The following is a 2,187-nucleotide window of genomic DNA, read 5'->3' on the forward strand; positions in this document are numbered from 1 at the left end:
GGTCGATATCGTCACGCTCGGCAGCGGTCGCGAGGAGCGCAATATGAGCTGGAGCGCACCGTTGCGCAGCTACGACGCGAAATACGGCGTGCGCACCCATGATGAGCTGTACGAGATCCTGTCGCTGTATCACGTCGCCATGGGCCGGCTGCGCGGCTTCCGGCTGCTCGACTGGAGCGACTATCGCTCCTGCGCGCCGCTGCGGGCCCCGCAAGCGCTCGACCAGTCGCTCGGGACCGGCGATGGCGTGACCACCACCTTCCTGATCAGCAAGCGCTACACGATCGGACCGCATAGTTTCGATCGCCGCATTGCCAAGCCGTTCGGCGAGATCCTGATTGCCATCGACGGCCAGCCGCAGGGCAGCGGTTTTTCGGTCAGCCCGTCGGCCGGGCTGGTGAGTTTCGCGACGGCGCCGCCACCGGGGGCGGCCCTCAGCTGGGGTGGCCAGTTTCACGTTCCCGTTCGCTTCGACGGCCGGCTCGACCAGACCCTGCAGAGCACGATCGGCGACATCCCCTCGATTCCACTCAAGGAGCTGCGGCTATGAGAAGCCTTCCTTTGGGATTGCAGGCGTCGCTGTCCGCCGGCGTCACCACGCTGGCGCATTGCTGGCGGCTGGTGCGCCAGGACGGCGTCGCGCTCGGCTTCACCGATCATGACCGCGACTTGGCCTTCGACGGCATCAGCTTTGAGGCGCTGGCGGGAATGACGGCATCGGCCATCAATGCCAGCAACACGCTCAACATCGACACCACCGATATTTCCGGGGCGTTGCAGAGCGACTATCTGAACGACGACGACCTATCGGCCGGGCTTTACGACAACGCGGCGCTGACGCTGTTTCTGGTCGACTGGAGCAACCCGGATGACCGCGACATCATCTTTGCCGGCTCGATCGGCGAAGTCTCGCGCGGCAAGACGCAATTTGTGGCCGAGATGCGTGGACTGTCCCATGCGCTGAACCAGCCGACCGGCCGGCTCTATGCGCGCTCCTGCGACGCCGACCTCGGCGATGCGCGCTGCGGCGTCGATCTTACCTCGCCGACCTTTCGCGGTGTTGGGCTGGTCACGGCCGTCGATTCCGATTCGGCCTTCGCGGCCGGCGGTCTCGATGGTTTCGTCAATGGCTGGTTTGAAAAGGGGCGGGTGACGTGGATTCCGGGCCTCAATCGCGGCGGCGTCATGGAAGTGAAGTTTCATCTTAATGACGGATCGCTGACGTCGTTCGCGCTGTGGGAAACCATGCCGCGGGACGTTGCGGTCGGCGACGCTTTTGAAATTGTCGCCGGCTGCGACAAGAGCACCGATGCCTGTTCGGCCAAATTCGGCAATCTGACCAATTTTCGCGGTTTTCCGTTCCTGACCGGCAACGACATCCTGTCGGCCTATCCCACCGCAAGCGAAGCCAGGAACGGCGACTCGCTGACCGGAGGCGGGACTCATGGCTGAGATGACGCGGGACGCTATCATTGCTGAAGCACGCAGCTGGATCGGGACGCCGTACCGGCACCAGGCTTGTACCAAAGGCGCCGGCGCCGATTGTCTCGGCCTGGTGCGCGGCATCTGGCGCGCCCTGTATGGCGAGGAGCCGGAAAAGCCAGTGGCTTACAGTCCAAACTGGGCGGAGGAGAGCGGCGAAGAGACGCTGCGCGACGCCGCGCGTCGCCATCTCATCGAGATTGACATCGCAATGATCCTCGCCGGTGACGTCATCCTGATCCGGATGAAGCAGCGCGGACCGGCGAAGCACGCCGCGGTGATCAGCGGGCCGGATACGATCATCCACGCTTACGATCGCCATGCAGTGGCGGAATGCAGTCTGCCGGACGCTTGGCGCCGCCGCATCGCCTATGCGTTCCGCTTTCCGTTGGTGGAGGCGTAGCGATGGCCACGTTGGGGCTCGGTCTGGCCGGCTATGCTGTTGGCGGCCCGCTGGGCGGCATCGTCGGATCACTCGCCGGTGCCCTGATCGATCGGACGCTGGCTGGTACAAAAACCACCGAGGTGCGGAACGAAGGTCCGCGTCTCGACAATCTGAATGTGATGATCGCATCCGAGGGCTCGCCGATCCTGCGAATCTATGGCCGCATGCGGGTCGACACCCATTTGATCTGGGCAACCCGTTTTCGCGAGGTCGCGACGTCCGCGTCGGAGAGCAGTGGCGGGGGTGGCAAGGGCGTCGGT

General features: G+C 64.4%; 4 protein-coding genes. All 4 read left to right on the plus strand.

Features of this window, described 5'->3' with window-relative positions:
- Window positions 1–550: DUF2460 domain-containing protein (locus tag Q0S16_RS25930; RefSeq protein WP_295855309.1), on the plus strand; the 550-nt coding region annotated here is incomplete at its 5' end.
- Window positions 547–1,452 carry a DUF2163 domain-containing protein gene (locus Q0S16_RS25935; protein WP_295855312.1) on the plus strand — a complete coding sequence of 302 codons (906 nt, stop codon included), beginning with the start codon at window positions 547–549 and terminating at the stop codon, window positions 1,450–1,452. The genes Q0S16_RS25930 and Q0S16_RS25935, both read left to right, overlap by 4 nt.
- On the plus strand, window positions 1,445–1,885 hold the full coding sequence (locus Q0S16_RS25940) for an NlpC/P60 family protein (protein ID WP_295855314.1): 441 nt from the start codon (window positions 1,445–1,447) through the stop codon (window positions 1,883–1,885). Before Q0S16_RS25935 ends, Q0S16_RS25940 begins: the two co-directional genes overlap by 8 nt.
- Window positions 1,886–1,887: 2 nt before the next feature.
- Window positions 1,888–2,187: hypothetical protein (locus Q0S16_RS25945; RefSeq protein ID WP_295855318.1), on the plus strand; the 300-nt coding region annotated here is incomplete at its 3' end.

The organism is Tardiphaga sp. (genome assembly GCF_025356345.1).
In the GTDB taxonomy this organism is placed as follows: Bacteria; Pseudomonadota; Alphaproteobacteria; order Rhizobiales; family Xanthobacteraceae; genus Tardiphaga.